The following is a 17999-nucleotide window of genomic DNA, read 5'->3' on the forward strand; positions in this document are numbered from 1 at the left end:
TTAGGGTCACAGGTGCCGTTGGTCCAGCGTCTAAGGTATCAGCAAATAAGCAGAAACCGCGTAGCCGACGATCGCGGCATAGCCCAGAGGATAGATCCACTTAACCGCGTAATTGTCCAGCTTGCGCGCCGTGTCTTCGCGCCCGGCGACCTTGAGTCTGCGCAAGGCGACGTTGAACACGATCAGCGCCCCGGTCATCAAGAACATCCATTGCAGAACGAAATCCAGAAAGGTCAGATAGCCCAGCTTGGGCAGATCAGCAGAAATCGCCCAGTTGAAAGCAACGAAGACCAGCAGGTTGCCCCCCGCAATCTCGATCCGTTTGCGGTATTCGTCCAGAAAGAACAGCGCCCAGCCAACAGCAACGAGTACCAGCATGGGCATGAACACCCTGATCATGTAGTAAGTCTGATGCCTGCTGCCCTGAAAGGCCAGCGCCAACTGATCGCTATCTTGCCCCGACAGACCCTGAACCTGGGTTTTCACCATTCGCGCATTGCCCAGAACCCATTCTTCCTCGCCCAGCAGATCGCCCAGACCCGAGTAGTCTTCCAGCGGGTAATACGTCACGTAATCCGAGGGAAAGACTGAAACGACCTCGAAATAGAAATCCTGCGTGTCGAACGGATACTTGCGGAAATCGAAATGAGGGGCCTGCAAGGTCAGCGAAGATTTCTCGACATAAACCACCCGCCCGTCGCTGCGCAGCGAGGCGGCGGCCTCGTGTATCCATTTGTTGGATTGCTGATTGTGGATCACGAAAGCGGGCATGACGGCGCCAATCTCGGCCGCGTGGTCCGCCAGGTCAGACGGGTTGAAGACCCGAATGTCTCGCCCCGTCTTCTCTGAGTCAAACGCCAGCAGAGGGTCCGTCCATTCGAACCGCAAAACCGCCACCGCCCCATAGTTTTCCGCCTTTTGATCGACGCTTGTAATCTGGTTGATCCTGATCCCAACGCCCACATTCAACGGATTTTCGGGGGTGCCGGCCAGTGCGTCCAACCGGGTGCTCAGCGCATTTTGCGCACCCGCCATCGAGGCCAGCCCGCAGAGCGTACACACGCATAGCAAAAGAACATGGAAAGACGTCATGATACTGCTCACCCTGACCCTGGCAAAACTTGGGGCCGCGCAACACGGCCCCAGTTCCGGTCATTCAGACCAACTGATCTGCGTCAGATCGATGGCAGCCGTGGGCGCGTTCTCCCACAGGCCCTGCACACCTGCTTTGGCAACACCCAGCTTGGCCAGCTGGAACAGATAGCCGTTGACAAAATCGGTGGCGATCAGGCGTTGCGCATCGCCCAGCAATTTCTTGCGCTGATCCGGGTCGGTTGTTTCGTTCAACAGTTCCATCAGAGCCTGAAAGTCGCTGCTGTCATACTGGAAGTAATAGTCGGGCCGCGCATAGATGCCGATATCCATCGGCTCGGTATGGCTGACGATAGTCAGGCCAAAATCCTTGCCCTTGAACACCGATTCCAACCATTGCGCCCATTCAACATTGATGATCTCGGCCTTGATCCCGACCTCGGCCAGTTGCGCCGCGATGATCTCACCGCCGCGACGGGCGTAAGAGGGGGGCGGCAGGTGCAACGTGGTTTCGAACCCGTCAGCATAGCCTGCATCAGCCAGAAGCTGCGCGGCTTTTTTGGGGTCATAGGCCGAATTGCCGGTCAGATCGACATAGGCCGGATTGTGCGGTGCGAAATGAGTGCCGATGGGGGTGCCATAGCCGAACATCGCTCCGTCAATAATCGCCTGCCGATCGATCGCATGGGCCAAAGCCTGCCGCACGCGGATATCGTCAAAGGGTGGCTTTTTGTTGTTCGTGGACAGGATCGTTTCGCCCTCGGTCGAGCCGACCAGCACCTGAAACCGCGAATCCGCCTCGAACTGAGGCAGGTTTTCGGGGGCCGGGAAATTGTCGAACACATCCACATCATCGGCCATCATCGCAGCAAATGCAGCGGTCGGATCCGAGATAAACTTGAACGTAGCGGTCTCCAACGCGGGTTGATCGCCCCAATAGTTCGGGTTGCGGTTCAGCGTGATGCTGTCGCCCTGCACCCAGTCGCCAAAGGTATAGGCCCCGGTACCAACCGGGTTGGTCTTGATGTTCTCGATGCTTTCAGGCGCGACAATCACCGCATCGCCCCACGCCATGTTGAACAGGAAGTTCCCGTTCGGTGCAGACAACGTGACCTTGACAGTCAGCGGGTCCACCACCTCGACACTGTCGATCCCGGCAAACAGGGCTTTTTGCGCGTTGGCGCTGTCTTCGGCGCGGGCGCGGTCAAGGCTGAACTTGACGTCCTCGGCATCCATGGTCGAGCCGTCATGGAAGGTCACCCCATCATGCAGCTTGAAAGTATAGACGGTGCCGTCATCCGAAATCTCCCAGCTTTCCGCCAGCCCCGGCACGACCGAGCCATCGCCCATAAAACGGGTCAACCCTTCGAAGATATTAGTATAAACGACCGAATCGATGGCCTGCGCGGCGGCGCTTGTCGGGTCCAGATGCGGAGGCTCCAACTGCATCGCAATGGTAATATCGGATTTGGCCCAAGCCTGCCCGGCGAAGAGGCTGGCTCCCACGGCCAACACCGACGCAAAGGACCGAAACGTCTGCTTTGTCATGTAAATCACTCCCCACTGAAAATGTGTGACCCTTCGTTTCCGAGGGTCGTTCTGAGACCAATGTCCCCATAAACCCAAGGTCAATCAAGGAAATGTTCGCGCAACCGGGGTTTCTATGGCCCATGTCGATCTGTTATGCCGCGCTGCAACATGAACCCCGGAGCAACGATCATGAGTGCCACCGCCCGCAAAAAAGCCCCAAACGCCCAGGATATCCGCGACCTCAAAGGCGGCGAGCCCATCGTCAGCTTGACCGCGTATACCACGCCGATGGCGCGGTTGATGGATGCCCATTGCGATTTCGTACTGGTTGGCGACAGCGTCGGCATGGTGCTGCACGGGCTGGAATCGACGCTGGGCGTGACGATGGAGATGATGGTGATGCACGGGCAGGCCGTCGCCCGCGGGCTGAGCAATGCGATGATGGTCATCGACATGCCCTTTGGCAGCTATGAACACTCCCCTGCCGACGCCTTTCGCAACGCTGCGCATCTGATGGCTGAAACCGGCGCCGGTGCCGTCAAGCTGGAGGGCGGGGTTGAGATGGCCGAGACCATCCGATTTCTGGTCCAACGCGGCATTCCGGTGATGGCCCATATCGGCCTGACCCCACAATCGATCAACACGCTGGGTGGCTACAAGGTACAGGGCCGCGATGATCAGGCCGAGGCGGTTCTGGCCGACGCCCACGCCGTCGCAGGCGCAGGCGCGTTTTCGGTCGTGTTAGAGAAGGTTCCGCAAGGCCTGGCCGATCGCATCACAGCAGAGGTTGCGATCCCCACCATTGGCATCGGTGCATCTGCGGGCTGTGACGGGCAAATTCTTGTGGTCGACGACATGGTGGGCTTTTTCACCGCCTTCAAACCGAAATTCGTCAAACGCTATGCCGAACTTGGCCCGCTGGCCGAAGCCGCCATCGCCGAATACGCCGCCGAAGTGCGCGCCCGCAGCTTTCCGGCGGACGAACATGTCTTTGCCGATCAGGCCCCGTCCAAAGGACCAAAGACATGACAGCCCCCATCTTGCGCCGCCTTGCAGATCTGCGCGCGCTGACAACCGAATGGCACCGCAAGGGTGAAGTCATCGGCGTGGTCCCCACCATGGGCGCGCTGCATCAGGGGCACCTGTCACTGGTTGAGGCCGCCAAGGCCGGGGCCGACCGCGTGATCGTCACGATCTTTGTGAACCCCAAGCAGTTCAACAACCCCGAAGACTTGGCCAATTATCCGCGCACGGAACATGAGGACGCGCAGAAACTGGGCCCATTTGACGTGGATGCGATATATGTGCCCGATCCTGATGAGATCTATCCGCAGGGCTTTGCCTCCACCGTTTCCGTCACCGGCCTGACCAATGTGATGGAGGGTGAATTCCGCCCCGGTCATTTCGATGGCGTCGCCACTGTCGTCGCGAAGCTGTTCCTGCAGACGCAGGCAGACAGAGCCTATTTCGGGGAAAAAGACTATCAACAACTGATGGTCGTGCGCCGTATGGCCCGCGATCTGGATATCCCGATTGAGGTTGTTGGCTGTCCCACGGTGCGCGAACCCTCAGGGCTGGCGATGTCCTCGCGCAACCTGCGTCTGTCGCCAGAGGGGTTGGAGGTTGCTGCCCACAAGCACCGGATCATGATCGAACTGGCCACCTCGCTGAAAGATGGCGCGGCATTCGACGCCTTGGCCGCGCGGGCACAGACCGATCTGCTGGCAGCGGGCTTTACGCAAGTCGAATATATCCAACTGCGCTGCGCCGAGACGCTGGATCCGCTGACCCATGCCGACCGCCCCGCCCGGCTGTTTGTGGCCGCTTGGGCGGACGGCGTGCGACTGATCGACAATATTCCGGTCTGATCGCTCTGGCCCCAGCCACGCTGTTTGCGCTAAAGTCCTGCAAAACCAATACCGGAGGGGGGCGCAGGGCATGACCTATATTCTCGCCATTGATCAGGGCACCACATCATCGCGGGCCATTCTGTTTGACGCTGAAATGCAGCGCGCTGGCACCGCACAGCACGAATTCACCCAGCATTTCCCGCAGGAAGGCTGGGTCGAACACGACCCCGAGGAAATCTGGGACAGCGTTTTGCGGGTCTGCCGCGAGGTGATGGAAACCAATGGCGTCACCCCCGACCAAATCGCCGGTATCGGCATCACCAACCAGCGTGAAACCACCGTGGTCTGGGATCGCGCCACCGGGAAACCGATCCACAACGCCATCGTCTGGCAGGACCGCCGCACCGCCGAGATTTGCGCCCGCTACAAACAAGCCGGTTGCGAGGATGATGTGACGGCCCAGACCGGCTTGCTGCTGGACCCATATTTCTCGGGCACCAAGGTGAAATGGCTGCTGGATACCGTCCCCGGCGCGCGCGAAAAGGCCGAACCCGGAGAGCTGCTGTTCGGCACCATCGACAGCTTCCTGATCTGGCGTCTAACCGAAGGCCGCAGCCACGCCACCGACGCCACAAACGCCGCCCGCACCCTGTTGTTCGACATCCACAAAGGCGAATGGAGCACGGAGATCTGTGATCTACTGGACGTGCCGATGAATATGCTGCCGCAGGTCCATGATTGTGCCTCGGACTTCGGAGAAACGACCCTGTTTGGGGGAAATATCCCCATTTTGGGCGTCGCCGGCGACCAACAGGCCGCCACCATTGGGCAGGCGTGTTTTCAGCCGGGGATGATGAAATCCACCTATGGCACGGGCTGTTTCGCGCTGCTGAACACGGGCGACAAGCCGGTCGAATCGAAGAACCGTCTGCTGACTACCATCGCCTACCAGCTGGACGGCAAACGGACCTATGCGTTGGAGGGCTCGATCTTTGTGGCCGGGGCTGCGGTGCAGTGGCTGCGTGATGCGTTGCAGATCATCGAAACGGCCCCCGAAAGCGGAGAATTGGCGCAACAAGCAGACCCTAATCAGCATGTCGTGCTGGTGCCCGCTTTTACCGGGCTGGGCGCGCCTTACTGGAAACCCGATTGCCGGGGCGCAGTGTTCGGTCTGACCCGCAACTCAGGTCGGGCCGAGTTCGCCAAAGCCACCTTGGAAAGCATCGCCTACCAGACCCGCGATCTGTGGCACGCCATGCAAGGCGACTGGGGCGCGGATACCGATGTGACGCTGCGCGTCGACGGTGGCGCCAGCGCCTCGGATTGGGCGATGCAGGGTTTGTCGGACTATCTGGGGGCCGAAGTTGACCGTCCGGTGATGCAGGAAACAACTGCTCTGGGTGCGGCGTGGCTGGCCGGAATGCGCGCGGGGGTCTATCCCGATCAGCAAGGATTCTCGGAGACCTGGGCGCTGGATCGCCGGTTTAAACCTGAAATGTCGCAGGAAGATCGTGATGCCGCCTATGACCGTTGGAAACGGGCTGTGTCGGCCGCGATGGCGTTCTGAACCCGGTGAAGGATCAGCTATGATCCTTCATCAACCGCTGCTTCTGGCGTGACCAGTCGCGTTTGGCCTGCGTCTCACGCTTATCGTGCAGTTTCTTACCCTTGGCGATTCCAATTTTCAGCTTGGCCCGGCCCTTGTGATTGAAATACAAAACCAGCGGCACCAGCGTCATACCCTTGCGCTGGGTCGCATTCCACAGACTCGACAATTCCTTGCGCGATACCAACAACTTGCGGCGGCGGCGTTCTTCATGCTTGAAGACCTTCGCCTGCTCGTAAGGCGCGATATAGCTATTGATCAGCCACAGCTCTCCGTCATCGACCGAGGCATAGCTTTCGGCAATGTTCGAGCCACCCGCGCGTAAGGATTTGACCTCGGAGCCTTCCAGCATGATGCCGCACTCAATATCCTCTTCGATCGCGTAATCGAAGCGGGCCCGCCGGTTTTCGGCGATGACTTTGTAGTTCGGGTCGGTCTTCTGCTTCTGCTTGGCCATGACGCGTTGATTTAGGCGGCTTGGCGCGGCCTTGCAAGCCCTCAGGTCTTGGCCGAGATGATCAGGTCGGGGCCGAAAATCGTGTCGGCGTGGTTGTGCAGATAAATCTTGAGCCAGGGCGTGAAACGCTCGGGGTGGCGCTGCACCTCGGCCAGAAGGTCGTGATAGTCGATCCAGCGGATATCCATCACCTCGTCGGGGTTCGGTTCGATCTGCAATGGCCCACGCACATGAGCGAGGAACACGTCCACCACCTCATGCTCGATCATCGAATTGCCCACATCGGCGTGGTATTCCAGCCGGTGACGGTATTCGGGATAAAGTCCGGTAATCCCCAACTCTTCGCGCAGGCGGCGCACTGCGCATTCCGAGGGCGTCTCACCCCAGTCGGGATGGGTGCAGCAGGTATTCGCCCACAGGCCCGGCGTATGGTATTTGCCCATCGCCCGGCGTTGCAGCAAAATCTCGGTGCCGCGCACGACAAAGACCGACACCGCCTTGTGCCGCAAACCCTTTTCATGCGCTTCAAGCTTGTCCACGGGGGTCAACTCGCCATCGACCCAGGCCGGGATCATGATTCCCATCTTTCAACTCCTGCTGCCTGCCCGACGGACAGGTCGGGCTCGTTCGGCTGCGTATGTCCAAGGTGGCGATGTTGAGCACTCATATCAATCGCACGAAAGGCCGCAGGGGGACTGCGGCCTTTCGATGAATCTCAGGAGATCGGTGTCAGATATTATTCGCCCGAAACGCTGACGATATAGGCATAGACGTCTTCACCGCCGGATTTCAGCCGGAAGGTCATTTTCGACTTGGCCGCTGTGTCATCCAGATAGGTTTTCAGGAAGGCTTTGGGGTCCTGAACATATCCAACGAAAGTCGTTTCATCCCAGACCAGGCCATTTTCACCTGCAGCGACAAGGCTGTCACCATATTTGAATCCATCAACGGTACCAGCGGTACGGCCTGCGATGGCGTAGAGGTTCGGACCAGTCTTGCCGCCTTTGACGATGGCTTCACCGGAGGCATCGGCGATCTGGTGGCAGGACTTGCATTTGTTGAACGCTTTCTTGCCCGCTTCGGCGTCACCTTCTGCATAGGCAGGAAGGGCCAGAAGACCGGCAACTGCGGTGGCGAGGATACGATTCATAGCTTTTGCTCCGATACGAATTGGCTGCACTGAATGGATCGTCAGTGCAGATGAGAGTCAACGCGCAGATTGCCGCGCGATGGCACTGTGTCACAGCCCGACTTTGGTCGTCCTTAACTTAAGTCATGTATCTGTGACCAACAGGGTAACAGATCCCCTGTCTGTGGCGTCGCCTCAAAGATGGCGCGACCTATGGCGCGGGCCAGACAGACGGCCGCTGCGTGTCCCAGCGCTCCTATCTGCATCGGGTCACCCCCAAGCGGGCGGGTCCCCGTGCTGACTGCAAAGACCAGGTCCCCGTCGCCCGGCGTATGGGCGGGAACGATGGCGCGGGCAATACCATCATGGGCGGCAACCGCCATTCGATGACATTGCGACTTGGACAGTTTGGCGTCGGTGGCGACAATCGCGATGGTGGTATTTGCTTTGTCCGGCGCCGCCGGGTGCATGGCCTGCGCCTTGCGGCTGGGGCCTGGTTGCCCCAGACCCGAATTCGGGTCGGGTCCCAGTCCTCCGAATTCACTATCCATTTCGAACGGCGCGGCCCAGAAATGGCGATCACCCGGCGTGGTGACACTGCCCAGTGGGTTCGCCGCCGCCAAAGCGCCGACCGTGATGCCATTGGGCAGAACGGCAGAAGCCGAGCCCAGCCCGCCCTTTTGCATCGCTGCCAATGCGCCGGTGCCGGCCCCAATGCTGCCGAGTTCAAATTGATCTGAGGCCGAGAGATACGCTTGATGACCCAAGCTGCGATACGGGTTTTCAACCCATGCCTTTTCACCGCCGTTCAGCAAGTCAAACAGGATGGCGCCCGGAACGATGGGGACCACAGCCGCGCCGACGGCGAAGCCCCGACCCTGCGCGCGCATGGCATCCGAGACGCCGGAGCAGGCATCTAACCCGAAGGCCGATCCCCCGGACAACACGATGGCGTCGACTCGGTCCACGGATTTGTCCGGGGCGAGAAGGTCAGTCTCACGCGTGCCCGGAGCGCCGCCCATCACATGGACCGATGCGATGAACGGGTTGGCGGAGGTCAGGACCGTGGTGCCGGATTTCAGCGCTGCGTCCTGCGCGTTGCCGACCAGAAGGCCGGGGATATCGGTGATCAGGTTTTTGGGTCCGGGTGTCACGACTGACTGGTCCGTTTGGGGCGGAAAGCGCGCGGGCGCGCTGCCTCCGGCGGGGATATTTTTGGCCAGATGAAGGGCGGATCAGATACAGCGGCCACCATCGACCTCCAAAGCTGTGCCAGTGATCATGCTGGCCTCGTCCGAGCACAGGAATAGGGCGGCGTTTGCCATATCCTGCGGGGTTGAGAAACGGCCGAGCGGGATGGTTGAGAGGAATTTGGCGCGGATTTCCGGGGTGTCTTCGCCCATGAAGGATTTCAGCAGCGGGGTTTCACCGGCCACCGGGCAGATGGCGTTGACGCGCACGCCGGACGGGGCCAGTTCCACAGCCATGGTTTTGGTGGCCGTGATCATCCAGCCCTTGGACGCGTTGTACCAATTCAGGTTCGGGCGCGGCGACAGGCCCGCCGTGGAAGCCACGTTCAGGATCGCGCCTGCGCCGCGTGCCTTCATCGCCGGGACAAAGGCGCGAGCGGTCAGGTAGACAGATTTCATGTTCACGTTGAAGACGCGGTCGAAATCATGCTCGGTCACGTCCTCTAGCGGAGTTGGCAGGTGGGTAACGCCCGCATTGTTGACCAAAATATCGAGGGTTCCGAAGGTTGCGGCTGCGGCGTCGGCCATGGCCTGAACCGAAGCTCGATCAGCTACATCCACCTGTTGCGCGGTGGCTTGGTCGCCAAGGGACGTGGCCATGTCTTGTGCCGCGTCGCCGTTGATATCTGCAACCATCACGCGGGCACCTTCGGCTATGAATGTCTGCGCGATGCCTGCACCGAAACCGGATGCACCGCCGGTTACGATTGCCGTTTTACTCTTAAGCCTCATAGCCTTGCCCTCCCGTTTGGTGGTCAGACTAGCAAGGCGCGGGGAAACTGCCAGTTCAATCTTCGTTAACCCGTCCGCGCAGTGCCTTGACGTCAGAGCGCGCCTTTTTCGCTGCCAGCCGCCGTTTAACCGAACCATAGGTGGGTTTGGTGGCGATGCGCCGTTTGGGTTTGACCAGCGCGCGGGAAATCAACTCGGCCAGGCGGGCGCGGGCCAATTCTCGGTTCCGGGCTTGTGAGCGCGTTTCCTCGCACTGGATGATGATCGCGCCGTCTTTGGTCCAGCGCCGTCCGGCCAACCGTTTCAGCCGCGCCTTGACCGGATCGGGCAGGGATGGTGAGCGCGCAGCCTCGAACCGCAACTCGACTGCGGTTGAAACCTTGTTCACATTCTGCCCACCAGGGCCGGAGGACCGAACAAAGGTTTCGGTCATTTCCCAGTCTTGCAGGATGATATCGTCGGTGATGCGCAACATGAGGCGGACCTTAGCGGGCGCGGGCGGAAACAAAAAGGGCCGCCCCGGTGGGACGGCCCTTCGAAAGTACAGGAGGTTGGGTCGGTTAGATCAATCGACCAGCCGGGGTGATTACCCCGCCAAGGGCTGCCCTAGCAGGCTTTCCCCCCGGTTGTTCCGACACCTCTCTCCAATCTCTTTCTCGACACTGGATCACCTCCTTTTCTATCTGTTGCGGTTGATAAGGATGGTGACACAAGATGCGCTATTCTCAAAGCACTTTTTTACGCGGGCTGTGCAGTCAATCGGCCAACGATCACTTTGAACGGGATCAGGGCGATCAGGGCCAGCGACAATTTCACCAGCCAATCCGCAAAGGCCAGCGTCACCCACAAGGGCGCCATCGGGCCGGTCAGCATGAAGGGCACGGGCTCCCACGCCCAGTTGATCGCGGCGTCCGCATTGGCACCGAAGAATGTGACCGAGGCCGAGAAGGCCAGCGTAAAGAAGATCGCAGTGTCCAGCGCAGACCCAACCAGTGTCGAGACCAGCGGTGCGCGCCACCAGCGTCCGCCGCGCAGCGAATTGAACACGGTGACGTCGGTCAGCTGCGCGATCAGGAAAGCGGTGCCCGAGGCTACGGCGATGCGCAGCGGGACAGCGGCATAGGTGAACCCGTCACCTTGCAACATGATCTGGCTGCCGATCAGCGAGCAGATGATGCCGGTGACAAACCCGGCGAACACGACCTTGCGGGCCGGGCCCACGCCATAGACGCGGTTCATGATGTCCGTGACCAGGAAGGCCAGCGGATAGGTAAAAGCACCCCAGGTCAACAGCCCGTCAAAGATCAGGAACTGGACCAGAAAGTTCGAGGCCACGACAATGGCGGCCATGGCAAAAATGCCGGGAATAAAGCTGCGTTGCATATTTTGATGCCCGTTTTGTCAAGGTAGCGGCGACTTGGCCAAGGGACCGTCCCAAGGCAAGCTGTGCGTTTAGACCCTTGGGTGTTCTGAGTCAATCGGGCAGAAGATACTCGACCAGCTCGGTACGTTGCAGCGCCAGAAAGTTGTCATCCGAGATCATGGTGGCGCGCAAACGGTCTTGGTCATCGCGCCAGATGGACAACCCCTCGAGGTTGTCATGCGTGCCGGTGCCCGTTTCAAACAGGGTTTCTTCGCCGGTCACCTCCCCGTCGCCCAACTGCCAGCGTCGCAAACGCGAGCGGAAGCCGGTCCACCCGACTGCGCGCTCTAACAGGTAAAACCGCCCGTCAGGGCCGACATCCGCCGCAACAGGCAAAAACTTACCGCGTTGCGGCAAGACAAAGGGGGTCGCCCAACCCTGACCATCCCAACGGTAGACGGGAATATCACCCTGCGCGGTGCGGTTCTTTTCCGGCAAGGTATAGAGACGACCGCTGGAATCCATCGCCAGCGCCTCGAACGACCCGTTGCCATTCAATGCGTCGAACGCTTTGGGGCGCGGCAGAACACGGGCTTTGGCCTTTAATCCTGTGTAATGCGCGACACGGTGGATACCCTCGAAAGAGACGTAAAAGCTGCCATCCGGGGCAACGGCGATCCCTTCGGAATCGCCCGCTGTGCCAGACATGGCGCGCCCAGTGCTGGACAAAAGCCGCGCGTGGTCGGTCAGGGTGACGCCGGTGATCTGGCCCCTGTCGCGCTCGATCCGAGCCTCGATGACCGTGGACCGATCGCTAAGCGCGATTATGCGCTGCCCCTGATCATAGACATGAACGGCAGAAAATCCGCCGAACCACGCGGCGGGGTGTTTCCAGGTGTAGCCGCTCAGGTGCGAGGCCGTTTTTGCCTCAACTGCCCAAACAGCACCTGCGACCAGAGACGCGGCGATCAGTTGGATTGCAGAACGGCGGCGCATTGTTGCGGCAGATCGGCAAGTCGGTATTCTCGCCGGGGCTTCGGCGCAGGCGCATTCGGGTCCGGTGGCGGCGGGTTGAGGATGTTGTTCACCCATTCCTGCGCCTGTGCGCAGCCGTCACCCTTGGGGGGTGGGTCCTGATTGACACAGCCGCGCGACCCTCTCGGGCAAGCCAGGCGAACGTGGAAGTGATAGTGATGCCCCCACCAAGGCCGGATCTTACGCAGATAGGAACGGTTGCCTTTCTCATCCTTGCACATTTGCACTTTGGCACCGGGGAAGACAAAAATCCGAGCGACGCGCTTGTCCTTGGCAGCTTCGCGCAGCACCGCGTGGTGTTGCTTGGTCCAATTGCCGTTTACAAAGGCCCCGTTTTCACGGCGCAGGGAGATGGACGAGATATTCTCGCGCGCCTTGCGGGACAGGCGCATATTGTCACCGGGCAGCATCCAGATGTCGATATCCAGACCCAACTGGTGCGAGCGGTGCCCCGAGGTCATCGGCCCGCCCCTCGGCTGGCTGATATCCCCGATATAGAGACCATTCCACCCCGGCTGTTTCGCCGCAAACCGGCTGAGGTCCTGCGCGAAGTCGATCGCCTGCGGGTGCCCCCAATTGCGGTTGCGCGACAGGCGCATGGCCTGCCATGTCGGACCGGTTTCAGGCAGCTGCACCGATCCGGCGGCGCATCCGCGCGAATAACTGCCGAAAGCAGCCGATTTTTGTTCTGACCCGACCTTCTGGGCCCCGAAAAGCTGCTTGGCCAAGGGTTGTGCCGTGGCTGTGCCTGCCAATGTGATTGCGGCCAAAATGGCCAAAAAACGTAGTAAAATCATCTGCTCTGATCCCCTTCCGGTTTCACCCAGCGCATAAGGATTAGACCCAGAATAAACAAAGCGATGATCGGTGACACCCCCAGACGCGCACTGCCGGTCACACTTGTTGCAATCCCGATCAGCAACGGCGCGGCAAAGGCGGTTGCACGCCCCGACAAACCATAAAGACCAAAGCTTTCCACCGGAGCCGTAGGATCGGTATGACGCACCATCAGCGACCGGCTGGCCGATTGCAGAATACCCCCCATACCGCCGATCAGAACGCCACAGCCGAAGAACACCATGTCCGGCAGGCCTGACCCTTCGGGCAATGTGATCCCGTAAATCTGTGTCCGGTCCATCGACACCACCGTGACGCAGACAAAGATCAGTACCCAGATGGCGACCAAGATCACTGGTTTAGGGCCGTATTTCTTGTCTGCCTTACCCCCAATCCACGCAAAGATGGCCGAGGCCAGAACGCTCACAATTCCAAACACGCCGATCTTGATAAGGCCCCATTCCAGCACCAGCCGCGCATAGACCCCGCCAAAGCTGTAAAGCCCGTTCAACGCGTCACGGTAGAACATGGACGAGCCCAGATAAGTCGCCAGACTGACACGGTGGCGCAAGTCCGAGATAGATTTTCCCAGCAGTTTCAGCGCATCCCCGACCGAGCCCTGTTTTCCGCTGTCAGGATCGTCCTTTACCCACAGGAAATAGGGCACCATGAACAGGATGAACCAGATCGCGGTAAAGGGTCCGACGAACCGCGTGCCCTCCTGCGCAGCGGCGTCCAGCCCAAGGATCGGCGCAATCCCGATCAGCGTCTTGCCATTGGGTTGTTCGACAAACAGCGTCAGCATGATCGCCAGCGAGATCAACCCGCCAAAATAGCCAAAGGCAAAGCCCGAGCCTGAAATCTCACCCACTTCATTATCATCGCCCAGTTCGGGTAGTTGCGAGTTGATAAAGATCAGCGCGTATTCAGCGCCCACAAAGCCTAGACCAAAGGCCGACAGCATCAGCCACATGTTTGACCCATCAGGCAGCGTGTACCACAGCGCGGCGGACCCCACGGCATACATGACCGAGAAGGCAAAGATCCAAGGGATGCGCCGCCCCGACACATCGGCCATCGCTCCCAGCAACGGCGCACCAAACGCGATGATCAGCCCAGTGATCGTCAGGCAATTTGCCCAAACCGTCTGCGCCCGCGCTGCGGCGGCTTCGGCATCCAGCCCGGTGCCGCTGAAATACCCCGCCGCAATCCCTGCGAAATAGGGGCCAAAGACAAATGTCACCAGCAATGTATGAAAAGGTTGCGACGCCCAATCGAAAAACCACCAGCCCCAGATGCGCTTGCGCTTGGAAATCTCTGCCATGACCGCCCCTGTTTTTTCTTGCTTCAATAAGACGGGGCTTTGGGTCAATTCGCAAGCGTTCTGTGGGCGCGGGCTTGCTCTTTGACGCAAGGGCGCTTAGGTCTCAGGCAATCGACCACCCGGAGGCCCCATGCTGTCGTTGATCCAAATTCTGCTGCTGATCCTGGACATTGTCTGGTTCATCATTCTGGCCCATGTGATCATGAGCTGGCTGATCAACTTTCAGGTGCTCAACCTGCATCAGCAACTGGTGGCACAAATCTGGTACGGCCTGAACCGGATACTCGAACCGATCTATGGCCCCATACGGCGTTTTTTGCCCAATATGGGCGGTCTGGATCTGACACCTCTGGTCGTGCTGGTCGGTGTCTATGCGCTGCGGATCATTCTGATCAACAACATGGTCTATTTCGTCTGACCTCTTGTTCACCGAATCTTAGTATGAGATTGTCCTGTCTTAAGAGCAGAAAAACCTTAAAACAGGGCAACCCCGCAGATGTTCGACTCCGCGCCTTTGCTGCGAGATGTCTTTGGATTCGACGACTTCCGACCCGGTCAGGAAGAGATCGTCGACGCCGTGACGGCAGGCGAGAACGTGCTGGCCATAATGCCCACGGGCGGTGGCAAATCCCTGTGTTTCCAACTACCTGCCCTGTTGCGCGACGGGGTGACGGTGGTGATTTCCCCCCTGATCGCCCTGATGCGCGATCAGGTGCGCGGGCTGCAAGAGGCCGGGGTTGAGGCTGGCGCGCTGACCTCGGGCAACACCCCCGAAGAAACCGATGCGGTGTGGGAGGCGCTGGAGGCCGGGCGGCTGAAGCTGCTCTACATGGCTCCCGAACGTCTGGCCGCCGGGTCAGCTCTGGGCATGCTGCGCCGGATCAATGTCGGCCTTATTGCGGTGGACGAGGCGCATTGCGTCAGCCAATGGGGCCATGATTTCCGCCCCGATTACCTGCGGATCGGAGAGCTGCGGCGCGCACTGAACGTCCCCTTGGCGGCCTTTACCGCCACAGCGGATGCGGAAACGCAGGATGAGATTGTCGAGAAACTGTTCGACGGCACCGCACCCCGCAAATTCCTGCGCGGCTTTGACCGACCCAACATCCATCTGGCCTTTGCTGCCAAAGACGGGCCACGCAAACAGGTGCTGGATTTCGCCGCCGCGCGCAAAGGGCAATCCGGCATCGTTTATTGCGGCACCCGCAACAAGACCGAGGTGCTGGCGCAGGCCCTACGTGCCGAGGGCCATTCGGCCTGTCACTATCACGGCGGTATGGACCCCGAAGATCGCCGCATTGTCGAAACCCGCTTTGCGCGCGAAGACGGGTTGATCGTGGTCGCGACCGTCGCCTTTGGTATGGGCATCGACAAACCCGATATCCGCTGGGTCGCCCACGCGGACCTGCCGAAATCCATAGAAGCCTATTATCAGGAGATCGGGCGCGCCGGACGTGACGGCGACCCTGCGGAAACGCTGACCCTGTTTGGCCCCGATGACATCCGCCTGCGCCGCGCGCAAATTGACGAGGGGCTGGCCCCACCGGAACGCCGCATGGCCGATCATGCCCGTCTGAACGCCTTGCTTGGGTTGGCCGAGGCGCTGGTCTGCCGCCGTCAAACCCTGCTGGGTTACTTCGGTGAACAGGCCGAACCCTGTGGCAAATGCGATCTGTGCGATGCCCCGCCCGAGGTATTCGACGGCACCACGCCGGTTCGCATGGCCCTGTCTGCCATCTTGCGCACCGAGGAATGGTTCGGCGCAGGCCATCTGATCGACATCCTGCTGGCCAACGAAACCGACAAGGTCCGCGCGCGGCGGCATGATGCGCTGTCCACATGGGGCATTGGAAAAGACTGGTCCCGCCCGCAATGGCAGGCGATTTTCCGGCAGATGATGGGGCATGATCTGGTCCGCCCAGACCCCGACCGCCATGGCGCGCTGCGCATGACCGAAGCCGCCAAACCGATCCTGAAGGGCAAGGCGCAGATCAACCTGCGCAAGGACTCGATCCGCAAAGCCACCCGCCGCCCTGCCGTCAAGGCGATGGTGGCCGAAGAAGACGCGCCACTGCTGTCCGCGCTCAAGGCCAAACGCCGCGCGCTGGCGGAATCGCAGCGGGTGCCCGCCTACGTCATTTTCCCTGACCGCACCCTGATCGAAATGGCCGAGACCCGCCCCATGACGCTGGACGACATGGCCCGGATCGGCGGCGTCGGTGCAAAAAAGCTAGAACGCTATGGCGACACTTTCCTTGAGGTGATCGCAGGTGAGGCCGCCGCGCTGCACCCTGCCCGGCGCAAACTGGCCGGGCGCGATCAGGGGGACATCTACGACCAGCTTTTGGCCGTTCAGAACGATCTGGCACGCGGGCCTGACGGGATCGACAAACCGCTGACCTGTTCTGCCTCGCAACTGGCCAAGGTCGCGCAATTGCGCCCCGGCGATCAGCGCGGGCTGGAACAAGTGCTGGGCGATCGTCGTCACGAAAGGTTTGGGGCCGCTTTTCTGGACGTCTTGCAACAAGCGGGCTAGATACCCCGAACAGGCAAGCGAAGAGGGCGGATATGCTGGTAGTGATTTCCCCGGCCAAACGGCTGGACTGGGCCGAGCGCGACGTGACGGTCACACAACCGGATTTTCAGGATGACGCGATCCGACTATCGAAAACCGCCCGCAACCTGACGCTGGGCGATCTGAAAAAGCTGATGGACCTGAGCGATGATCTGGCCCGCCTTAACCGCGACCGCTATCGCGCCTTTTCCGATGCGCCCGAGGCCGACCTGATCCGCCCCGCCGCGCTGGCCTTTGCCGGTGACACCTATCAGGGGCTTGAGGCCGCATCTTTGGATGCAGATGAAATGGCATGGGCACAGGATCACCTGCGCATTCTGTCGGGGCTTTACGGCGTGCTGCGTCCGCTGGACGCCATTCAGGCCTATCGGCTTGAGATGGGCAGCAAGCTGAAAACCCGGCGCGGCAAGAACCTGTATGAATACTGGCGCGATCAGCTCAGCAAGGCATTGAACGCGCAAGGCGCGCAGATCGGGTCGGATGTGCTGGTAAATTGCGCCAGCCAGGAATATTTCGGCGCGGTTGATCCCAAGGCACTGAAACTGCGGGTCATCACGCCGGTGTTCATGGAGGACAAGGCAGGCACCCCCAAGATCGTCAGCTTTTTCGCCAAGAAAGCGCGCGGGGCCATGGCGCGCTATGTCATCCAGCACCGCCTGACCGATCCTGCGGGGCTGTTGGACTTTGACAGCGGTGGGTATGAATACCGCCCCGACCTGTCATCCGAGGACAAACCCGTCTTTGTGCGCCCCTATCAGGCCTGATCCTGCATCGAAGTGTCATAGGCCACCAGCTCGACCGTATTGCCTTCGGGGTCTTCGGTGAAAATACCGCGCCAACCGATCCAGCTGAACTGCTCGACGCGGTAAGGCTGGCCCAACTGGTCATACCAGCGCAGGACGGCCTCTTGCTCCTGAAACGGCAAAGACAAAGCAATGTGATGCAGCGATGACCCGGCCCCGGTCGTGGGGCGGCCTGCACCTGCGGGATGCAAACCGGGGCGCGGAGCGGCCGTGTGGTGGAACAAGGCCAATACCTGCGTGTGGCCGCCAAATCCTGGGCCAATTCGAAAGAATGTGATGGCGCTGTTGTGGTCGCCGCTCAGGCGCTCCAACCCGATGACATCCTCATAGAATGCTACCATTGCGCGCATGTCTGCGCACCGAATGGCAATCTCGCCCAATGCGCGCGGTTGAAATCCACGGTCCGACATGGGTAC

The 17999-nt window shown here is 60.2% G+C and carries 19 protein-coding genes; 6 read left to right on the top strand and 13 right to left on the bottom strand.

Annotated elements, in window-relative coordinates:
• Positions 1–30: 30 nt before the first annotated feature.
• Positions 31–1092: a ligand-gated ion channel gene (locus GOV80_RS12880; RefSeq protein ID WP_170785236.1), complete on the bottom strand. Its 1062-nt coding sequence runs from the start codon at positions 1090–1092 to the stop codon at positions 31–33.
• Between the two features lie 60 nt (positions 1093–1152).
• Positions 1153–2640 (bottom strand): ABC transporter substrate-binding protein, encoded by a 1488-nt coding sequence (locus GOV80_RS12885; RefSeq protein WP_170785238.1) that lies wholly within the window; start codon positions 2638–2640, stop codon positions 1153–1155.
• A gap of 171 nt (positions 2641–2811) precedes the next feature.
• Here GOV80_RS12885 and panB point away from each other — a divergent pair, with 171 nt between their 5' ends.
• The 3 genes from panB (at position 2812) to glpK (ending at position 6039) form a co-directional block, all read left to right on the top strand.
• A complete protein-coding gene (panB, locus tag GOV80_RS12890) occupies positions 2812–3651 on the top strand; it encodes a 3-methyl-2-oxobutanoate hydroxymethyltransferase (protein WP_170785240.1) in 840 nt (279 codons plus the stop codon).
• On the top strand, positions 3648–4490 hold the full coding sequence (panC, locus tag GOV80_RS12895; RefSeq protein ID WP_170785243.1) for a pantoate--beta-alanine ligase: 843 nt from the start codon (positions 3648–3650) through the stop codon (positions 4488–4490). The genes panB and panC overlap by 4 nt, the downstream gene beginning before the upstream one ends.
• A gap of 70 nt (positions 4491–4560) precedes the next feature.
• Positions 4561–6039 carry a glycerol kinase GlpK gene (glpK, locus tag GOV80_RS12900; RefSeq protein WP_170772936.1) on the top strand — a complete coding sequence of 493 codons (1479 nt, stop codon included), beginning with the start codon at positions 4561–4563 and terminating at the stop codon, positions 6037–6039.
• A gap of 13 nt (positions 6040–6052) precedes the next feature.
• Here the strand turns inward: glpK and smpB are convergent, their stop codons facing one another.
• The 10 genes from smpB to GOV80_RS12950 all read right to left on the bottom strand — a co-directional run bounded on the left by smpB (position 6053) and on the right by GOV80_RS12950 (position 14205).
• A complete protein-coding gene (smpB, locus tag GOV80_RS12905; protein ID WP_170755184.1) occupies positions 6053–6535 on the bottom strand; it encodes an SsrA-binding protein SmpB in 483 nt (160 codons plus the stop codon).
• Positions 6536–6576: 41 nt separating this feature from the next.
• Positions 6577–7119, bottom strand: a complete 543-nt coding sequence (gene idi, locus GOV80_RS12910) for an isopentenyl-diphosphate Delta-isomerase (RefSeq protein ID WP_170785245.1) — start codon at positions 7117–7119, stop codon at positions 6577–6579.
• Positions 7120–7271: 152 nt separating this feature from the next.
• Complete coding sequence (locus GOV80_RS12915) at positions 7272–7685, bottom strand: c-type cytochrome (protein ID WP_170772938.1); 414 nt, start codon at positions 7683–7685, stop codon at positions 7272–7274.
• Positions 7686–7798: 113 nt separating this feature from the next.
• Positions 7799–8818: a P1 family peptidase gene (locus GOV80_RS12920; RefSeq protein ID WP_170785247.1), complete on the bottom strand. Its 1020-nt coding sequence runs from the start codon at positions 8816–8818 to the stop codon at positions 7799–7801.
• An 81-nt stretch (positions 8819–8899) separates the two neighbouring features.
• Positions 8900–9646 (bottom strand): SDR family oxidoreductase, encoded by a 747-nt coding sequence (locus tag GOV80_RS12925; protein ID WP_170785249.1) that lies wholly within the window; start codon positions 9644–9646, stop codon positions 8900–8902.
• A gap of 55 nt (positions 9647–9701) precedes the next feature.
• On the bottom strand, positions 9702–10121 hold the full coding sequence (arfB, locus tag GOV80_RS12930) for an alternative ribosome rescue aminoacyl-tRNA hydrolase ArfB (protein WP_170772944.1): 420 nt from the start codon (positions 10119–10121) through the stop codon (positions 9702–9704).
• A 263-nt stretch (positions 10122–10384) separates the two neighbouring features.
• Positions 10385–11029: a queuosine precursor transporter gene (locus GOV80_RS12935; RefSeq protein ID WP_170785251.1), complete on the bottom strand. Its 645-nt coding sequence runs from the start codon at positions 11027–11029 to the stop codon at positions 10385–10387.
• A 91-nt stretch (positions 11030–11120) separates the two neighbouring features.
• Positions 11121–12005, bottom strand: coding sequence for an esterase-like activity of phytase family protein (locus tag GOV80_RS12940; RefSeq protein ID WP_170785253.1), 885 nt, complete (start codon positions 12003–12005; stop codon positions 11121–11123).
• Positions 11978–12841 (bottom strand): penicillin-insensitive murein endopeptidase, encoded by an 864-nt coding sequence (gene mepA / locus GOV80_RS12945; RefSeq protein WP_170785255.1) that lies wholly within the window; start codon positions 12839–12841, stop codon positions 11978–11980. The genes GOV80_RS12940 and mepA overlap by 28 nt, the downstream gene beginning before the upstream one ends.
• On the bottom strand, positions 12838–14205 hold the full coding sequence (locus GOV80_RS12950) for an MFS transporter (protein ID WP_170785257.1): 1368 nt from the start codon (positions 14203–14205) through the stop codon (positions 12838–12840). Before GOV80_RS12950 ends, mepA begins: the two co-directional genes overlap by 4 nt.
• A 130-nt stretch (positions 14206–14335) precedes the next feature.
• On the opposite strand from GOV80_RS12950, the gene GOV80_RS12955 reads away from it, so the two are divergent.
• From GOV80_RS12955 to yaaA, 3 genes are all read left to right on the top strand, one after another.
• Positions 14336–14623 (top strand): YggT family protein, encoded by a 288-nt coding sequence (locus GOV80_RS12955; protein WP_170772954.1) that lies wholly within the window; start codon positions 14336–14338, stop codon positions 14621–14623.
• Positions 14624–14701: 78 nt separating this feature from the next.
• On the top strand, positions 14702–16741 hold the full coding sequence (gene recQ / locus GOV80_RS12960) for a DNA helicase RecQ (RefSeq protein ID WP_170785259.1): 2040 nt from the start codon (positions 14702–14704) through the stop codon (positions 16739–16741).
• A 32-nt stretch (positions 16742–16773) separates the two neighbouring features.
• Positions 16774–17544 carry a peroxide stress protein YaaA gene (gene yaaA / locus GOV80_RS12965; protein WP_170785261.1) on the top strand — a complete coding sequence of 257 codons (771 nt, stop codon included), beginning with the start codon at positions 16774–16776 and terminating at the stop codon, positions 17542–17544.
• On the opposite strand, the gene GOV80_RS12970 is transcribed toward yaaA, so the two are convergent.
• The gene (locus GOV80_RS12970; RefSeq protein ID WP_170785263.1) at positions 17535–17993 is read right to left on the bottom strand and encodes a VOC family protein; all 459 of its coding nucleotides are present in this window, start codon (positions 17991–17993) and stop codon (positions 17535–17537) included. The two genes, yaaA and GOV80_RS12970, sit on opposite strands and share 10 nt — an antisense overlap.
• Positions 17994–17999 lie beyond the last annotated feature (6 nt).

It is taken from the genome of Ruegeria lacuscaerulensis, from assembly GCF_013034685.1.
In the GTDB taxonomy this organism is placed as follows: Bacteria; Pseudomonadota; Alphaproteobacteria; order Rhodobacterales; family Rhodobacteraceae; genus Ruegeria; species Ruegeria lacuscaerulensis_B.

Bases quoted from the DNA above. Each gene is read 5' to 3' on its own strand.
- GOV80_RS12970 (WP_170785263.1), bottom strand. From the start codon at position 17,993: ATGTCGGACCGTGGATTTCAACCGCGCGCATTGGGCGAGATTGCCATT.
- GOV80_RS12885 (WP_170785238.1), bottom strand. From the start codon at position 2,640: ATGACAAAGCAGACGTTTCGGTCCTTTGCGTCGGTGTTGGCCGTGGGA.
- yaaA (WP_170785261.1), top strand. From the start codon at position 16,774: ATGCTGGTAGTGATTTCCCCGGCCAAACGGCTGGACTGGGCCGAGCGC.
- GOV80_RS12925 (WP_170785249.1), bottom strand. From the start codon at position 9,646: ATGAGGCTTAAGAGTAAAACGGCAATCGTAACCGGCGGTGCATCCGGT.
- GOV80_RS12950 (WP_170785257.1), bottom strand. From the start codon at position 14,205: ATGGCAGAGATTTCCAAGCGCAAGCGCATCTGGGGCTGGTGGTTTTTC.
- GOV80_RS12955 (WP_170772954.1), top strand. From the start codon at position 14,336: ATGCTGTCGTTGATCCAAATTCTGCTGCTGATCCTGGACATTGTCTGG.
- GOV80_RS12940 (WP_170785253.1), bottom strand. From the start codon at position 12,005: ATGCGCCGCCGTTCTGCAATCCAACTGATCGCCGCGTCTCTGGTCGCA.
- GOV80_RS12915 (WP_170772938.1), bottom strand. From the start codon at position 7,685: ATGAATCGTATCCTCGCCACCGCAGTTGCCGGTCTTCTGGCCCTTCCT.
- recQ (WP_170785259.1), top strand. From the start codon at position 14,702: ATGTTCGACTCCGCGCCTTTGCTGCGAGATGTCTTTGGATTCGACGAC.
- glpK (WP_170772936.1), top strand. From the start codon at position 4,561: ATGACCTATATTCTCGCCATTGATCAGGGCACCACATCATCGCGGGCC.
- panC (WP_170785243.1), top strand. From the start codon at position 3,648: ATGACAGCCCCCATCTTGCGCCGCCTTGCAGATCTGCGCGCGCTGACA.
- GOV80_RS12935 (WP_170785251.1), bottom strand. From the start codon at position 11,029: ATGCAACGCAGCTTTATTCCCGGCATTTTTGCCATGGCCGCCATTGTC.
- mepA (WP_170785255.1), bottom strand. From the start codon at position 12,841: ATGATTTTACTACGTTTTTTGGCCATTTTGGCCGCAATCACATTGGCA.
- smpB (WP_170755184.1), bottom strand. From the start codon at position 6,535: ATGGCCAAGCAGAAGCAGAAGACCGACCCGAACTACAAAGTCATCGCC.
- GOV80_RS12880 (WP_170785236.1), bottom strand. From the start codon at position 1,092: ATGACGTCTTTCCATGTTCTTTTGCTATGCGTGTGTACGCTCTGCGGG.
- panB (WP_170785240.1), top strand. From the start codon at position 2,812: ATGAGTGCCACCGCCCGCAAAAAAGCCCCAAACGCCCAGGATATCCGC.
- arfB (WP_170772944.1), bottom strand. From the start codon at position 10,121: ATGTTGCGCATCACCGACGATATCATCCTGCAAGACTGGGAAATGACC.
- idi (WP_170785245.1), bottom strand. From the start codon at position 7,119: ATGGGAATCATGATCCCGGCCTGGGTCGATGGCGAGTTGACCCCCGTG.